The 16,688-nt window shown below is 64.9% G+C and carries 9 protein-coding genes; 7 read left to right on the forward strand and 2 right to left on the reverse strand.

Annotated features, from left to right (window positions below; genetic code table 11):
- The first annotated feature begins 597 nt into the window (after nt 1-597).
- Entirely contained in the window at nt 598-870 is a 273-nt protein-coding gene (locus tag ACFHW1_RS27570; RefSeq protein ID WP_416616508.1) for a hypothetical protein, read from the forward strand.
- A gap of 341 nt (nt 871-1,211) precedes the next feature.
- Here ACFHW1_RS27570 and ACFHW1_RS27575 read toward each other — a convergent pair whose 3' ends face one another.
- Both ACFHW1_RS27575 and ACFHW1_RS27580 read right to left on the reverse strand, forming a co-directional pair.
- Nucleotides 1,212-1,412: a DUF397 domain-containing protein gene (locus ACFHW1_RS27575; protein WP_416568587.1), complete on the reverse strand. Its 201-nt coding sequence runs from the start codon at nt 1,410-1,412 to the stop codon at nt 1,212-1,214.
- Complete coding sequence (locus ACFHW1_RS27580; RefSeq protein ID WP_416568586.1) at nt 1,409-2,284, reverse strand: helix-turn-helix domain-containing protein; 876 nt, start codon at nt 2,282-2,284, stop codon at nt 1,409-1,411. The genes ACFHW1_RS27575 and ACFHW1_RS27580 overlap by 4 nt, the downstream gene beginning before the upstream one ends.
- A 591-nt stretch (nt 2,285-2,875) precedes the next feature.
- Between ACFHW1_RS27580 and ACFHW1_RS27585 the strand changes: the two genes are divergently transcribed.
- The 6 genes from ACFHW1_RS27585 to ACFHW1_RS27610 all read left to right on the forward strand — a co-directional run bounded on the left by ACFHW1_RS27585 (nt 2,876) and on the right by ACFHW1_RS27610 (nt 16,559).
- Nucleotides 2,876-6,391: a LamG-like jellyroll fold domain-containing protein gene (locus ACFHW1_RS27585; RefSeq protein WP_416616509.1), complete on the forward strand. Its 3,516-nt coding sequence runs from the start codon at nt 2,876-2,878 to the stop codon at nt 6,389-6,391.
- Nucleotides 6,392-6,960: 569 nt separating this feature from the next.
- The gene (locus ACFHW1_RS27590) at nt 6,961-13,239 is read left to right on the forward strand and encodes a polymorphic toxin-type HINT domain-containing protein (RefSeq protein ID WP_416616510.1); all 6,279 of its coding nucleotides are present in this window, start codon (nt 6,961-6,963) and stop codon (nt 13,237-13,239) included.
- 4 nt (nt 13,240-13,243) lie between these two features.
- On the forward strand, nt 13,244-13,711 hold the full coding sequence (locus tag ACFHW1_RS27595) for a hypothetical protein (RefSeq protein ID WP_416557641.1): 468 nt from the start codon (nt 13,244-13,246) through the stop codon (nt 13,709-13,711).
- A gap of 476 nt (nt 13,712-14,187) precedes the next feature.
- Nucleotides 14,188-14,478 (forward strand): DUF1778 domain-containing protein, encoded by a 291-nt coding sequence (locus tag ACFHW1_RS27600; RefSeq protein ID WP_416557640.1) that lies wholly within the window; start codon nt 14,188-14,190, stop codon nt 14,476-14,478.
- Nucleotides 14,479-14,522: 44 nt separating this feature from the next.
- Nucleotides 14,523-14,996, forward strand: a complete 474-nt coding sequence (locus ACFHW1_RS27605; protein WP_416557639.1) for a GNAT family N-acetyltransferase — start codon at nt 14,523-14,525, stop codon at nt 14,994-14,996.
- A gap of 261 nt (nt 14,997-15,257) precedes the next feature.
- Entirely contained in the window at nt 15,258-16,559 is a 1,302-nt protein-coding gene (locus ACFHW1_RS27610; RefSeq protein WP_416616512.1) for an IS4 family transposase, read from the forward strand.
- Nucleotides 16,560-16,688: the final 129 nt, after the last annotated feature.

Here is a 16,688-nt window from a genome sequence, read left to right on the forward strand (position 1 = left end):
CGGAAACGATCTCCTGTGTCATCGGGCTGCACTTCTACAGGATCGCCTGTGAATAGACCTCTTGGTTTTGGTTCTGGCGGTGGTGTTCGGTGGTCCCGTTGGGATACTGGTGCCGATATTGCTGGTGGTGTTTGTGATATTTGCAATAGGAGTCTTTGTTGTGCAAATGCTAATAATTGCCATGAATCGTAGCGTCAAAGAATTAACGAACTTTTCGGGTGTGAACGTATTTGAACGTGGGCCAAAACTGTTCGGCATGGTCGCGGTTGACCTTTTTGCCCTGAAGAGGTGGCGGCCCGGGCCCTGAGCTGTCGGGCTTGACCGCAGTGGGCTGCGGTCTGTCGCCGGGGCATGCGGATCGCAATCGAGTGCCGAGGCTGCTCGTCGGGAGGTGTTGACCCCTGGGGCGCAGCTTCCCGGATCTCCCGTCCAGTATGCCCGGGCAGGGGTTGCCGGACCCCTGGGTCCGGAGGTGCGGGCGTGTCCTTCGGTGAGGGTGGTGTAGCTAAAACCTGGATCATCAAGCGCTGGAAATGGTGGTGAAACTCGATGTCAGATCTCCATGGTAACGAATATCGTAGCACGACTATGTATAGGATGATGATTTGGGGGATCAGGGGCTTCTTGGTGTGCTTCCTGGCTGGTCTATTCCTGATTGCAATATTGGAGCTGGTGGTCGCGTCTGAGGTCATTGGCATCATGGTGGCGGGTTGTGTCTTTGGGGGTGTAATTGCGTTCGCAACGGCGTTTATTCCGCTGACAAGATTCTCTGCATTGATACGGGAAAACGGTGGAATGCAGATCGATGGGCAGCTGCCATTTTTGCGCCATCTGATATCCGACCTGTGGCGGATGGGGTGGCGCCGCTGAAGCATCGTGGGAAAGGTGGTTAGGTTGGTGACCGATCTGGCGCAGGTGTTGGCCGACTCCCGTGGGGAGCAGTCACCCGACTTGGCTCAGACCCGCACTCCGTACCCGCATCGGGAGGTGTCGTGACCCGCCGGCGTGACTATTACCGCGACCCGGCCGCGCCGAGGGCGAACAGGATCGTCCCGGGCGGTTCGGCGATCGTCACCGACGATCGCGGTCGGGGGCTGATGCACCGACGCGCCGACTCCGGCAACTGGTCGCTACCCGGCGGGACGATTCTGGTCAGCGACGAGTCCACCGAGGTGCGGTTTGGACCCCGCCGGCGTGCTGGCGGGGTGCGGTCAGGCGGTGAGGGTGCCGGTCTTGGTGGCGGCGACAAAGGCTGACCAGTTGGCGGGGGAGATGGTCAGAACTGGGCCGGTGGGGTCCTTGGAGTCGCGTACGCCGATCACGCCGGCCAGCCCGTCGGCGACCTCGACGCAGGCACCCTGGCTGTTGGATCGGCTGCTCTTGCGCCAGGTGACGCCGGTCAGGTCGGTCATGGCTCGTACTCCTTCGCCGTGTCCAGCAGCAGCGCCCGCGACTCGGCCTCGCTCAGCGCGGCCGACCGGATATCGTGGTAGACCCAAGCGTACCGGTCGCTCTCGGCCTGCCTGTCGAGGAAGAGCGCGCCGGTGATCGACTCCTGGTAGACGGTGGTGGGTTCGTACTGCTCGGGAAAGTCCAGGATGGTGAACGAGCCGCCGGTCAGCACCCCGGCGTGCAGATCGGACGAGAACGGCAGGACCCGGACGGAGACGTTCGGCAGCCGGCCGGCGTCGGCGAGCCGGCGCACCTGCGCCGCCATGATCTGGCGCGACCCGACCACGCGGCGCAGCACCGCCTCGTCGACGACGATGTCGAACTCCGGAGCCTGTGGCTCCAGCCGGGTCAGCAGCCGGGCCCGGCCCAGCCGCACCGTGACCCGGTCGGCGATCTGGTGACGGGGCACGCCGTCGACGTCCTTCGTGAAGATCGCGGTGGCGTACTCCCGGGTCTGCAAGAAGCCCGGCACCAGCTGACTCTGGTACTCGCGGATCCGGCTGGCGGCCTCCTCCAGGCCCACGTACAGCTCGAACCAGGACGGCAGGCTGGCGTAGTCGTGCCACCAGCCCTTCTCCCGGGTCTTGGTCGCCAACGCGGCAAGGATCTCGGTGGTCTCCTCCTCGACGCCGTACAACTCGCAGAGCAGCACGACGTCGCCGGAGCGGACCGGGACCTCGCCGCGCTCCATCCGCCACAGCTTCGTCGCCGACCACTCCAGCTCGCTGGCGACCGACGTCTGCGGCAGCTGGGTCAGCCGCTCGCGCAGCTGACGCAGCTCCCGGCCCAGTCGTCGGCGCGGTACGGACGAGTTCAACACGGACGGGGACATGGCTACCACCTCCTGGGATGCTCGACCCGATCCATCCTGCCGTCACTAGTGGACTTATGAACTCCGTCGATCGGTGGACGGGTGGCTCGGCTCAACGTCGACGGGATTTCGTCAGAGTTGTACGCGTGGCCGGTCGTACCCGACTGATGACTCTGTGTCGCTCGATGTCCGGTGAGGGAGGTTTGTGGTAGCGGATTGTGATGCCCCCTTTACAGATACGGACATGGATCTCTAGGGTCGGACGTACATGACGCATAGCCACGGGGGTCCCTAGTGGATGCTGCCCAGACGCCGCCGACCCGTCCGAGCCGTCCACGACATCGCTGGCCACAGAGCCTGGCCACCACCACCGCAGCAGCCACAGCCGCCGCACTGACGCTGAGCCGAATCGAAGCCGACTCAGGGCCCCGTCCCGGCCTGGTTGACACCGAACCGCATCCACTGACGTAGCCCGCTTCGGCGCATCAGCGGTAGCGATGCTGCCTCGATCAGAACTTGCCCCAAGACCGCGATCAAGTCACGGGAGTCTTAGTGGATGTCAGCGTGACACCGCCTGTCCTGACCCGTTCGAGTACCCCGCACCGACGTTGGGTGCGGACCCTGGCGGCTATCGTGCTGATGCTGGCTGGTGTGGTTGTGCTCTCGTCTACGCCTGCGGAAGCCGAACCGCCTCAGCCCCAGTGCGTGGACCAGGTCGCCACGTCGGCTGAGGCCGAGCGGATCGCGCGTGCTTGTGCCGCCCGTGTCGAGGCCCTCGATGAGCGTGACGAGTATTCCCAGGTCTACGTGGAACCTGACGGCACCCGCACGCTGGAGTCGGCCGTCGTGCCTCAGCGGATCCGGACCGGGACCGACTCGTGGGTGCCGGTATCGACCGATTTGGCGGCGCAGCCGGATGGCCGGCTCGCCCCGGCGGCGACGACTGCCGACGTGACATTAAGCGGTGGCGGAACGGCCCCGCTGGTAACCCTGGAGGTCGACGGAGAAGACTTCACCCTGTCGTGGCCTGATCCGCTTCCTACGCCGACCGTGCAAGCTGACACGGCTGTGTACGCCTCGGTTCTACCGGACGTCGACCTGCATGTGATGGCCACGGCGACAGGCTTCAAGCACGTCCTGGAGGTCAAGACCGCTCAAGCGGCAGCCCACCCGGACTTGGCCCGAGTGCGTTACATCCTCGGTGGTGACATTGCGCCGGAGCCGCTGCCCGATGGCGGGCTCCGACTTGCCAACTCCCAAGGGCGGACGGTCGGGGTCACCCCGACCGCGTCGATGTGGGACTCGTCGGTCGACCCGGCAAACGGCGGCGAGGTAACCGACGGCGGACGCGGCGCCGTTACCGCCGCTGCAGAACCTCCGGAGCCGTCGACCGCTGCCGGCCCCGGTCCAGCCGCCGCCAAGGCGGCGATCGACGTGGACGTTGTCGCTGGCGACCTGGAAGTCCTGCCGGACCCGGCGGTGCTGAACGGCCCGGAGACGACCTACCCGGTGTTCATCGATCCGGCATTCGACAACAAGAGCACCTCATGGGCGTACGCGAACAACAGCAACAACAACTGGGATGTGGAAAACCAGGCGTGGGTTGGGCGGAATCCGTACGACGACGTCCTTTACCGGTCCTACTTCCGCTTCAACATCTGGCCAGTTCGTAGCAAGCAGATCCTCTCCGCCGAGGTGCGTATGCGCCTCGACCACTCCTGGTCCTGCTCGCCAACCTGGGTGCATCTCTTCCGGACAGCAGGGATCAACAACACACCGCGGATGTCCTGGGGCGCACGTCCACTTCCAACGTCGGCCTACCTCGGGGCGCAGGACGCGAACGCGAACGAGGCCGGCGGGTGCGGCGTGATCCAGGACGACGTCAACGTCGAGTTCGGCGGTTCCGCCGTGACCAACGACGTGCAGTACTCGGTCAACCAGCAGTGGAGCGGCTACACCGTCGGACTGTGTGCCTGTAACCCCTCTGGGCAGTATGAGTGGAACCAGGACAGGTGGAAGAGGTTCTACGTCGACCAGAGCTGGTTGATCGTCAACTACAACTCCCGACCGGGTACCCCGACCGAACTGACCACGTCGGCGGTCGCCTGCAACGGTATCGTCGGCACGACGTCGCCGACGCTGCGTGCCCGGTATCGCGACTCGGACGGATCGGACACCCTGGTCGGCACGTTCGAGTGGAGACAAGTGGGTGGCGGAGCCACCCTGGTCACCGGCCCGTCGCGTCCAGCCAACAATTTCGGCGAGGTCACCCTCAATCTCGGGGCGGGGGCCGAAGGCAAGACGTACGCCTGGCGAGTGCGTGCCAACGACAGTCATGCCGATTCCGACTGGTCCACGAGCTGCCAGTTCACCGTCAACGCCAGCGCGCCGCCAGCCCCGGGGATCAGCTCCACCACCTACCCGTCTGGGCCGACAGCGCACGGCGGTCCCGGAGAATCCGGCACATTCACCTTCACCGCCGGCGCCACAGACGTGACCACCTATGTCTATGGCTGGAGTAACCCACCTGGGACAACTGTCTCAGTTTCCCCGGGTGCCTCCCACACACTCACGCTCACGCCACCCCGGTACGGCTACAACGCCCTACACGTCTACAGCAAGGACAGCGCCGGCACGCCGAGCCCGACCAGCGTTTACTCCTTCCTAGTCGGGGCACCATCGACGCCTATCGGGCACTGGCCGATGGATACCATCAACAACCGGGGTCTCAGCAACATCACGGGAAGTTCCGGCGATCTTGTCGCTGCGGGTGACGTTACATGGCCGAGCGACACCCGACTGATCGGCGAGAGTGTTCCGTTCTTCGACAGCGTGACCGAGTCGCCCACCAACATATATGGCACCGCGACGGCGAACGTGCCGGAGTTGGATACCGCTGAGTCGTTCAGTGTCACGGCATGGGTACGAGCATCGGCACTCACCACCGGAAACCGCACGGCGGTCAGTCAGGACGACAGTGACTTCAGCGGCTTCTATCTCGGCATCCGTTATCTCGGTAGTCCGCCGGTGCCATACTGGTCGTTCATGATGGGCGATTCGTCCGCCACCGGCTCCAACCATCGAGCGGACTCGGTAGTGCCGATAACCGCTGCGGACGTCGGGAAATGGACGCATCTTGCCGCCGTCCACGACGCTGAGCTCGGCATCATGCGTCTCTATGTAAACGGTGAACTGGCGGCGGAGACCAGCCGAGCCGCGACACCGTGGACGGCTGTAGGTTCACTCGTGGTAGGTCGGGCGCTGTGGTACGGAGCGCCGACCGACACCTGGCGTGGCGAGGTCACAGATCTGCGGATCTGGGACCGAGTAGTGGTTCCGGACGATCTATACGGCACGAACGAGGATCCGACTGCGGGCGTCCCGTTCAGCAACGGCGTACTGTCCCCGCCCAGGGTCGGGTTCTGGGATTTTTCCGGCACTGCGGACTGCTGGTGTGACCAGGCGCTTGACCTGGAATACTGGGGCCGCAACATCTATTTGCGCGGATGGGACGCTGCTCCACCATCATCGGCGTTCACTACTGACGGTCAGGATCAGGACGACGCCGCCTGGTTCGACGGCGATTCCGGGTATGCGACCACGGCCGACCCCTACACCCTGATCGAGCAACCGGTCGTCCGGACCGATCAGTCGTTCACTGTTTCGGCATGGGTGCAACTCGACGGCGATCCGTCCGATCCGCTGCCGACAGAGAACGCGGCAGCGGTTGCCCAGGGCGGGGCACAGGTAGAAGCGTTCGTGCTCGGCTATGACACGGGTGACCAGCAATGGGGCTTCTGGATGCGGGGCAGCGACGCCGCCGACAGCCCGGCCTTGGCGTTGGCGACCTCGCCGGTGACGCCAGTGCCGGGTGAGTGGGTCCATCTGGTGGGCGTCTACGACGCAGGCACCAGTGCCATCAGCCTCTATGTCAATGGGCAGACCACCGGACCAGTTCAGCTCAGCGCGCCGATGACGTGGTCTGCCACCGGTGCCCTCACGCTTGCCAGGGAACGCTGGAACGGGGCCCTGAGCAACTTCTTCCCCGGAAGCATCGACCAGGTGTCGGTCTACGCAGGCAGCGTGAGTGCCCGCGAGGTCGGCAATCTGTACGGCGCCACCTCATGATCCGACTCCCCTCCTTCCGACATCGGCTTGTATCGGAGGTCGTAGTGTCAACCACCCTGCCTCGCCCAGCGACACGCCGGCATCGGGCGCGCCAGACGGGCATGGCGCTTCTCGCAGTGGCTGTAGCTGTTTCACTGGTCGCCGTCGCACCCCCGGCGCGCGACGCGGCTGCAGCTGCGTCGGTAAATCTGCAACCGGATCAGCTGTCGGTGGTGGACACATTCGCCGTTCCGGCCCGCCAGGACGGCGAGGACCGATCCAGCAACGAACGCTACGAGCCAACGCCAGTAGTTTGGCCAAAGCCAGGCGTACGCGAGGTCGACCTGGCCGGTGCGATGATGACCCGGGAACAGGCTCGGCGGCTGGGCCAGCCGGTGAGGCCGACCCAGGTGCGGGTGCCCGAAGCCCCAGTCTGGCTTACTCCTGTCCCGGCGTCAGGCAGCCAGACTGCCGAGCCGGGGCCGATTCGAGTCGATCTGCTCGACCGGGCAACAACCCGGCGAGACTGGCATCGGGCCGGCGTCCTGATGCGACTCAGCCAGATCGACGGGACGGCTGGGTCGAGTCGAGTGGTCGTCTCGGTGGACTACTCCGGATTCGCCAGCGCTTTCGGCGCGGACTGGTCGACCCGGCTACGGTTGGTCGAGCTACCAGCCTGCGCGCTGACCGATCCGGCTGCGGCCAATTGCGGTGCACGCCCGCTGGCCTCCCGCAACCACGTCGGTGATCAGCGGGTGACCGCGGAGATCACCATCGGCGAGGGCGGTTCCGGCCGAGCCGGCCGTCCGGGGTCCTCCACCGTCGTCGCGCTGCTGGCTGACTCGTCGTCCGCCGCCGGTGACTATGGCGCTACTCAGCTGCAGGCATCGTCGACCTGGGCGTCTGGCGGAGGATCGGGCGACTTCTCCTGGTCGTATCCGATGCGTGTGCCGCCGTCGCTTGGCGGTCCGGCACCCAGCACGGCCCTTGCGTACTCCTCTTCCGCTGTTGACGGGCGTAGCGAAGCGACCAACAACCAGCCGTCCTGGATCGGTGAGGGCTTCGAGTATTCACCAGGGTTCATCGAGCGGCGCTATCGTCCGTGCGCGCAGGACATGGACGGCGGGGCCAACAACACGGTGGCCACGGGGGACCTGTGCTGGGCTCGAGACAACGCGGTACTGTCGCTCAACGGCAGCTCGGTCGAGTTGATCCGCGACGGTAGTAGCGGTGTCTGGAAGCCGAAGCAGGACGACGGCTCCAAGGTCGAGCGACTCACCAACACCACCAACGACGACAACAACAACGAGTACTGGAAGGTCACCGCTGCGGACGGCGTGCAGTACTTTTTCGGCCTTAACCAGCTTTCCGGCTGGACGACCGGCAAGCCAACGACCCGCTCGGTCTGGACGGTGCCGGTCGCCGGCAATCACTCCGGTGACCCGTGCCACGCGTCGTCGTTCGGCGGGTCCTTCTGCAACCAGGCATGGCGGTGGAACCTCGACTACGTGGTCGACCCGCACGGCAACACGATGTCCCTGTGGTATGACCCGCAGACGAACAAGTATGGTCGGAACTTCACCGCCGCCAGTGCCGTGACCTACACCCGCGCCGGAGTGCTCGCTCGGATCGATTACGGCACCCACAATCGAGGCGGCACGGACACGGTGTACAGCAGCACGGCTTCGCCCATGCGGGTGGTCTTCGACAGCGACGACCGGTGCGTGACCTCGTCGTGCGCCACGCACGACGAGAACAACTGGCCGGACACGCCGTGGGACCAGCAGTGCACCGGATCCACCTGCGCCGGGTTGTACACCCCGACCTTCTGGTCAACGAGCCGGCTCGCGTCCGTGACGACCCAGGTGTGGGACTCTGGCAGCAGCAGCTATCGCGCAGTCGACTCGTGGACGTTGACCCACGACTTCCCGCCGACCGGAGATGGCACCCGGCGCGGGCTGTGGCTCGACTCGATCGTGCATACCGGTCACGCCGCCAGCCCGTCGATAAGTCTGCCCGAGGTCAGCTTCGATTGGCTGCAACTGCCCAACCGGGTCGACTCCTCCGGTGATGGGAAGCCAGCGATGAACTGGCAGCGAATCAGTGACATCTGGACCGAAGCCGGTGGTCGGATCTCGATCGCCTATACCTCACCGCAGTGCCAGCCGGGTGGCCCGATGCCCTCGGCCGCGCACACCAACACGCTGCGCTGCTACCCAGTCATCAGCGACGCGGCAGGTGGGGGCACCGAGACCGACTATTTCCACAAATATCTGGTCACGATGGTGACCGAATCCGATCAGACCGGCGGCGGCGTGGACGTGGTCACCGCCTACGAGTACCTCGGCAACCCGGCTTGGCGCTACACCAAGGATGACGGGCTCAGCAAGGACGGTTACCGCACCTGGTCGGATTATCGCGGCTACTCGACTGTCCGTGCGCGAACCGGTGCTCCGGGGCAGCAGACCTTGACCGAGACGACATTCCTGCGCGGTATGCACGGTGACCGGTCGTCGCCGTCGGGCGGTACGCGTAGCGTGCAGGTGCCGGCTTCGATCGGCGGTTCGGTCAACGACGAGGACGCCTGGGCTGGGCTGGTGCGCGAACAGGTGATCTACAACGGGGTGACGACCGCCCCGCTCTCGAAGACGGTGAACGTGCCCTGGCAGTCCAGCGCGACCGCCACCCGTACGATCGGTGACTCGACCGTCGATGCCCGCTACACGGGCGTCGCTACCGCCTACGCATCGGTCATGCTTGATCAGGGTCGTGGCTGGCGGACCACCAAGGTGGAGAACACCTTTGACGGCTATGGGATGGTTACCCAGGTGAACGACCTGGGTGAGGTCACGGCGAACGGCGCGACCGACGTGCCAGGCGACGAACGCTGCCAGAAGGTCACCTACAACCGGAACACTGCAGCCAACATCCTTGACCTGGTCGGGCGTGATCAGAGCTTTGCGGTGGCGTGCGGTCAGCCGGTGACGGCCACCGCGCACGTCATCGGCGATACCCGGACCAGCTACGACGGCCAGACGTACGGGGGCACGCCGACCAAGGGCGACGTCACCCGTACCGAGGTGCTCAAGGACTGGGCACCGACCGGTGGCGGCACGACGACATGGCTGACGTCCGGCCGCGCGGAGCATGACGCATATGGCCGAGTGATCGAGAGCTGGGATGTGCGCGACAACAAGACGACAACGGGGTACACGCCGTCCACCGGCGGTCCCCTGACCCAGGTCACTACCACCGGTCCGCTCGGCTGGATCTCGACCGAGGAGATCGATCCGGCGTGGGGTGCCAGGGTGGCTGCAGTGGATGTGAACAACCGCCGTACCGAGCTGGCCTACGACGCGTTGGGGCGGCTGACCAAGGTCTGGCTGCCGAACCAGGACCGGGACGACGGGGACGACCCGCACATCGAGTACTCCTACCTGTTGCGGCGGACCGGCGGGGTCAACGCGGTCACCACGCACAAGCTGAACGCAGCGGGCAACTACGTCACGAGCTACGAGCTCTTCGACGGACTGCTCCGGCCCCGACAGACGCAGACGCCGGCGAAGTCCGGTGCCGGTACGGTGTTCACCGAGACGGTCTACGACGCGGCGGGCAGATCACGGATCAACAACGCCTTCTACTACGACGATTCGGTCAACCCCGGCACTACTCTGCGGTCGGTGTACGACTGGGAGGCGAAGAGCCAGACTGTGACCGAGTACGACCGGGCCGGGCGGACCACCGCCGTCATCCTCAAGTCCAGCGGTGTCGAGAAGTGGCGCACCACCACCTCGTACGGCGGCGACCGCGTCTACACTGACCCGCCGGCCGGTGGCACACCGACCACCATGATCTCTGATGCCCGTGGAAGCACGGTTGAGAATCGTCAGCACAAAGGAGCCACAACCGCAGCTGCCTTCGCTGCTACCAGCTACGAGTACGATGCGAAGGGTCAGTTGGTGGAGGTGACTGATCCAGCGGGGAACAGCTGGACCTACGGTTACGATGTTCGAGGTCGTCAAGAAATCGCTGTCGACCCGGACGCTGGCACCACTACGCATGTCTACAACGACTACAGTGATGTGACCGGCACGACGAACGGTAGCGGTGAGGTGCTGGCATACAGCTACGATGTGCTCGGCCGAAAGACCGGCGTGTACGACGACGTCGTTTCGACCGCCACCCGTAGGGCCACCTGGACCTATGACACGGTGGGTGGGGGCAAGGGCCGGTTGCATACCGCGAACCGGTGGGTCGACGGGTCGGCCTACATTATGCGGGTTCGTGGCTACAACGAGCTGTACCAGCCGCATGGTGAGGACTACATCGTGCCGGCCGCGGAGACGGGGCTCGCTGGGATCTACACGTTCCTGCACTCCTACAAGGTCGACGGCAGTCCGGCGTCGGACACCTACCCTGGCGGAAGTGGGACTGGGCTGGGTAACGAGAATCTGGGGTACGTGTACGATGCGGTGACCGGCCTCGTCGAGCGGCTCACGACCGCCGGCAACGACATGTATGTACAGGAGACGACGTATACGGCGCTGGGTGAGCCGACTCTGATCCGGTACCGGCAGAACAGCACCGGGTGGGTGGATCGGGGGTACGACTACGATGATGCGACTCGGCGGTTGACGCAGTCGGTTACTGTCCGGGAGACGTCGCCGCAGTATGTGTCTGATGTGCGGTATAGCTATGATCCGGCTGGTAACGTTACGAGGGTTGCTGACGTGCCGGACGGTGGGACCTCGGACGTTCAGTGTTTTGAGTACGACGAGTTGCGTCGTCTGGTGGAGGCGTGGACACCAGCCGCCGACGACTGCGCTACCGCTGCGAGTACGGGGACGTTGGGTGGGCCGGCACCATATTGGCTGTCGTGGACTTTTGACGACATCGGCAATCGGCTAACGGAAGTGTCGCACGCCGGTGGTGGTGACACGACTCGGACGTATTCGTACCCCGCCCCTGGTGGCGTGCGTCCGCACGCATTGCAGTCGGTCACCTCGTCGGGTCCGGGTGGGAGTAGCGTCAGTTCGTACGGCTACGATGATGTCGGCAACACGGTGTCTCGGCCTAGTCCTACCTCTGGGATTCAGAGTCTTGACTGGGACACCGAAGGCCGCTTGGCGGAGTTGGTTGACGGCAGCGAACAGCATGAGTTCGTGTACGGCGCCGACGGTGATCGGATCATCCGGCGTGACGGGTCGGGGAAGACTTTGTATCTGCCCGGAATGGAGATCCGGTACACGACTTCAACGGGGACGAAGTCGGCAACCCGATACTACAGCTACATCGATGGCGTTTTCGCAATGCGTGACGCCTTCGGTCTCAAGTGGCTGGTCACCGATCACCAGTCGACGCAGTCGATTTCCATCTCCCCGACCGGTGGTCAGGCCGTCACGCATCGCCGCCAGACGCCGTACGGTGTGCCTCGTGGAAGTGTGTCGGGTTGGCCGAACCTGAAGGGCTTCGTCGGCGGGGACGTCGATCCGACCGGCTTGACGCATATCGGTGCGCGAGAGTATGAGCCGGAAAACGGACGCTTCATCTCTGTCGATCCAATCATGGACTTGACTGACCCGCAGCAGATGCACGGGTATTCGTACTCTAACGGTAATCCCATCACATGGTCGGATCCAAGCGGTCTACGTGTCTGTGGTGATCTTGGCTGCAATCAGCTAGCGACGCCAAATGCGGGCGGTGGCTACACCATTGGTGGCGATCCAAGAGATGAAACCTGCTACAGCTGCGGTGCGCCAAACCCTCAGACTACACCGATGCCGCCGGTTAGTGTTGGTCAGGCGAACTCCTCATCTCGCGACAGTTCGACTCCGACTCCGGCCCCTTCACCGTGGGGAGACGGTCTCCCGCCTTCTGGACAGCCTCCTCTGTATGGCAACGCCAGCGGACCATGTCCGAGTGTCTTGTGGTGTGTCGATGGAGTTCTGTTCCTGTGCGGCCTTGCTCCGGTTGTTGGAGAGCCCTGTGATATTGGCGGTGCGATTGTTTCTGCTGTTCAAGGCGATTGGCTCGGTGCTGGTCTCTCCCTGCTCTCGGCAGTTCCTTTCCTAGGCTACGCCGGTGCAGCGGGCAAGGGTGCTAGATTGACTGATCGTGCGAACGATCTGAGGAAGGCTAGGCGCTGCAGTAGCTTCGTGGTCGGCACCGCAGTATTGATGGCAGACGGTTCAACAAAGCGTATTGAGGATGTTGAAGTCGGCGACTATGTCTTGGCAACAGATCCGGAAACGGGGGAGACCGCCGCAAAGCCGGTCGAGGCGGTCATTGCCAGTGGCGGGGAGAAGGAACTTGTTGAGCTGACCGTCGTCGCTGAGCCGGATGACCCGGCAGTCATCACTGCGACTGACAACCACCCATTCTGGTCGCCGGAACTTTCGGAGTGGGTCAATGCGGTTGACCTGGAAGCCGGACAACTACTACAGACCGCGTCCGGCACGTGGATACAAATCACTGCGGTCAAGCGGTGGAACGAGACAAGGCGGGTCCACAACCTCAGTGTCGCCGACATCCATACGTACTATGTGGTAGCCGGCAACACACCGGTGCTGGTGCACAACACAGGACCGTTCTGTGGGGTGCCATTCGGGAAGAAGACCCCTGGCGATGCTGATTTCCATGGCTCCGACTATTCCTTAGACGAGATGACCGAGTTCGTTTATGGCCATACGGGCGGCGGAAATCCGGCGATGGGTCGACCGGGGCGCAGTCAAATTGAGGATGCGTTGAGGAACGCTGGCCCGGTCCGACTTGAGGGGCAGAACGCTGCCAAGTTTGAGCACAACGGCGTTAGGGTCATCATCAACTACGACATGCCGTGGAAGAGTACGGCATACTTCCCGGGCAGGTGAGCTGATGGGCGAAGATACAGCCAAGTGGCTTCGGGAGCGACTTAGTGAGGCGGATATTGCACAGCTCAATGAAACTGTTGTGTCTGCCTCGCCCGGTAGGGATATTGGTCTAGTTGACCTGGTAGGAGCATGGCGGGAGCACCTGTCGAAGCTTGAAGCCGATTTGCTTGCGCCCTCGGACGATCGCTCGATCTGGGGAGCCCACGACTACGTCGCCGCGCTCGTCATTCGAGACCTGATAGCGCAAGGAGTGGCTCTTCTTAGTCTTGATCTGAGGCCACGCATTGAGCCGGCTGTCGCCGAGCTGGATCAACGGTTCATAAAATTTACTGAGCCTGACCTGGAGGGCTATGCAGAACGGATTGATGGGAGAGTGAAGCCAGATCGCGAAGGGTGGTGGTATCGGATTCCTAAGAGTGGACCGGTGCGTGAGGAAATGTTGCTCTACTACGGCCGTTCGGCGGGTGATTAGAGCCGCTCAGGACCGTCATATTGCGAGACCGGAAGCGGGCTTGGCGATCATCTGACGCAGGGCCAGTAGTTACATCCAGTAATCGCTGGCTGTCCGAATGCGCGTCTGTCGCCCCACGTTGCCGTCGCGGTTGCCGTCAAGGAACGGGTTACATCTAGACAAATCGATGGACGGTCCGGTGTGTCGGAACGCGAGACCAGACTCGCGGTGGCGTGCCGCGTAGCGGTGCGGCGTCGATCCCCGGAACCACTCGCTCAGGGTGGTCGGTGAAGGGATCGTCACGGCCTCGGCCCGTGAATCGTCCGGGGGCAGGATGAGTGACCGCTGTCGTTGGGCGTGCGCGCGGGGCCGGAACGGCTGTAGCGCGTGCGCGCGGCCCGGCGTGAGCCGGGCCGGCCTTGATTATGTAGAGCAGATTTGGACCAGCCTCGGCTCCAGCCCCTCGTCCTGGCGTACGTTGTGCGTACACTCGGGTGATGAGTGCGAAGGCGGAACGGCTGCACCTGCGGGTGGATGCCGAGCAGAAGGCGTTGCTGGAGGCGGCCAGTCAGGCCGCTGGTGCGAGTGTGTCGACGTTTGTGCTGAAGGCGGCTACCGACGCGGCTGCTGACGTGCTGGCTGATCGGCGAGCGTTCCTACTGGGCGAGGACGCGTGGCGGGTGTTCGACGAGGCGCTGCAGCGCCCGGCCCAGGATGTTGCCGGCCTGCGGGAACTGGTGACCGGGCCTACGGTTCTGGACAGCCTGGCGAGCGAGGCGCAGGGGTGAGTTCCCGGTTCTCGCCCGTCGAGCCGTTATCGGCCACACACGTGGTGACGGGCTTCGACTGTGGCTCGCCAGCACAGTCGGTCTGGCTGGCCGAGCACGCCCTGCAGGCGCACCGGGCCGGCCTGTCCCGCGTGTACGTCGTCGCTGACGCCGATCACCCGGATCGCCGCGTGACCGGCTACTACGCCCTCGCTGCCGGCAGTGTCGCCCCGGCTGACGCCTCCCCGCGGCTGCGGCAGGGTGCCGGCCGCTACCACCAGCCCGTGGTGATCCTGACCCGCCTCGGCGTCGACCGCAGCGCCCAAGGTGCCGGACTCGGACGTGCCCTGGTAGTCGACGCGCTGCGGCGCATCGCCACGGCGGCCGAGGTCATCGGTGTCCGCGCCGTGCTCATCCACTGCCAAACCGACGCCGCCCGCGACTTCTACCTCCGCCTGGCCAAGTTTGAGTCGGGCCCCACCGACACAATGCACCTGCTGCTATTGATGAAGGACCTCCGCCGGGCCCTCGCCGGGTAGCGCGGGTGCCGTTCGGGCGTGGTGGTCTGTGCACGTTGCCGTCACGGTTACCGTCAACACCGCCCGACGGCGCGAACGGCTATCTGGCCCTGCCACGAAATACCAGGCGAGAGGCCCAATGCCACGTAGCCTAAGTTGATCTTGGGTTTGACCTGCGGTTTGGTGTGGACGCCTCGGCGGTGCGGCGTGGCGGGACGACCACGGCTCGGCTGACTGTTTTGATCACGGGTCATGTCGGTGGATGTGGCGGATCGTCCGGTGGTGCGGCCGGATCAGGTGTCGCTCGGGGTGTTGATCTCGCAGGTGTCGCGGGAGGAGGTCGACGCCGCGATCGAGGTGTGCGGGGTGCGGGAGCAGCGGTCGGACGGGAAACTGCCGGCGCACGTGAGCACCTACCTGACGTTGGGGCTGGCGTTGTTCCCCGACGATGACTACACCGAGGTCGCGGCCAGGGTCACCGGGTCGTTGGACCGGTTCGGGTGCTGGGACGCGGGGTGGAGCGTGCCGACCTCGAGCGCGATCACCCAGGCGCGGAAACGGTTGGGCCGCCGGGTGTTCGCCGAGCTGTTCGAGCGCACGTGCGGGCCGGTCGCGGGCGGGTCGGGCCCGACAGCGCCGGCGGGCGCGTTGGGCACCGCGCGGGGGTCGTTCCTGCGCCGGTGGCGGCTGCTGGCGGTCGACGGGTTCACCGTCGATGTGCCCGACGGTGGGGCCAACGCGGCCGAGTTCGGCTACGCCGGGTCGGGGGGAAACCGGTCGGCGTTTCCGAAGGCCCGGGTCGTGGCCCTCGCGGAGTGCGGCACCCATGCGTTCGTCGCCGCGGAGATCGGCGCCTACACGGAAGGTGAGAAGACCCTCGCGCGGCGGCTGTACCCCCGGCTGCGGTCCGACGAGCTGCTCACCGCCGACCGGGGGTTCTACTCCTGGCAGGCGTGGGACACCGCCGCCGCGACCGGCGCGGCGCTGCTGTGGCGGGCCCCGACCCAGATCGACCTGCCCGTGGTGAAGGTCCTGTCCGACGGCACCTATCTCACCGTCCTGGTCAAACCGACCGTCCGTGGCGGTCGACGGGAACGGCTCCTCGCGGCCGCCCGCGCCGGAGCCGACCTGACCGACATCGACGCTGTTCCGGACGCGTTCGACGACCGGGGCCTGCCGGTCGTTCACCTCGCCCGGGTGGTCGAGTACGACATCCCCGACCGCGTCGGCGACGGCACCGGCGAGTTGATCGCCCTGATCACCACCATCGTCGACCCCGCCGACGCCCACGCCGACGAACTTGCCGGCGGCTACCACGAGCGGTGGGAGGAAGAAACCGCCAACGACCAGCTCAAGACCCACCTCCGTGGTCCCGGACGGGTGCTGCGGTCCCGTCTGCCGGACCTGGCCCACCAGGAGATCTGGGCCTACCTGATCGTCCACCACGCGATCAGCGCCCTGACCGCGAAAGCGTCCGCCGCCGCCGACCTCGATCCGGACAGGATCTCCTTCACCAAGGCCCTGCGCCTGATCCGCCGCACCGCCACCGGCACGGCGGACATTCCCCCCTCAGGACTGGGCTGACCAGCTACCGACCCACCTCGCCCAGATCGCCACCCTCCTGATCCCCACCCGACGCGAACGCACCTGCCCCCCAGGGCTATTGCAAAGTCGGGTGACCCCTGGTCACGGCAGGGTTTCCCGTGGTTACGG

It is taken from the genome of Micromonospora sp. LOL_014, from assembly GCF_048060245.1.
GTDB lineage: Bacteria > Actinomycetota > Actinomycetes > Mycobacteriales > Micromonosporaceae > Micromonospora_E.

Bases quoted from the DNA above. Each gene is read 5' to 3' on its own strand.
- ACFHW1_RS27570 (WP_416616508.1), top strand. From the start codon at position 598: ATGATGATTTGGGGGATCAGGGGCTTCTTGGTGTGCTTCCTGGCTGGT.
- ACFHW1_RS27575 (WP_416568587.1), bottom strand. From the start codon at position 1,412: ATGACCGACCTGACCGGCGTCACCTGGCGCAAGAGCAGCCGATCCAAC.
- ACFHW1_RS27580 (WP_416568586.1), bottom strand. From the start codon at position 2,284: ATGTCCCCGTCCGTGTTGAACTCGTCCGTACCGCGCCGACGACTGGGC.
- ACFHW1_RS27595 (WP_416557641.1), top strand. From the start codon at position 13,244: ATGGGCGAAGATACAGCCAAGTGGCTTCGGGAGCGACTTAGTGAGGCG.
- ACFHW1_RS27600 (WP_416557640.1), top strand. From the start codon at position 14,188: ATGAGTGCGAAGGCGGAACGGCTGCACCTGCGGGTGGATGCCGAGCAG.